The sequence below is a fragment of the Isoptericola croceus genome, assembly GCF_029382255.1.
Taxonomy (GTDB): domain Bacteria; phylum Actinomycetota; class Actinomycetes; order Actinomycetales; family Cellulomonadaceae; genus Isoptericola; species Isoptericola croceus.
Genome location: NZ_JARLLG010000081.1, coordinates 1 through 300, shown reverse-complemented (window position 1 = coordinate 300; position 300 = coordinate 1). Strand labels below are relative to the sequence as shown.

At 52.0% G+C, this 300-nt stretch carries 1 protein-coding gene; it reads right to left on the bottom strand.

Translation table 11 applies throughout. From position 1 onward, the window contains the following. Positions 1-8: 8 nt before the first annotated feature. The coding region (locus PZC42_RS20765; protein ID WP_277213975.1) for an acetate and sugar kinases/Hsc70/actin family protein at positions 9-300 on the bottom strand (292 nt) is incomplete at its 5' end.

Genomic DNA, 300 nt, shown 5'->3' with positions numbered 1-300 from the left:
CGTGATGTTTAGAAGCATTTGCGGTGGACGATGCCTGGGCCGGATTCGTCGTATTCCTGCTTGGAGATCCACATCTGCTGGAAGGTGGACAGGGAAGCCAAGATGGAACCACCGATCCATACGGAGTACTTCCTTTCTGGGGGAGCATTGATCTTGATCTTGATGGTTGATGGAGCGTGGGCGGTGATTTCCTTCTGCATCCTGTCAGCAATACCTGGGTACATGGTGGTACCTCCGGAAAGGACGGTGTTGGCATACAAGTCCTTCCTGATGTCAACATCGCACTTCATGATGGAGTTG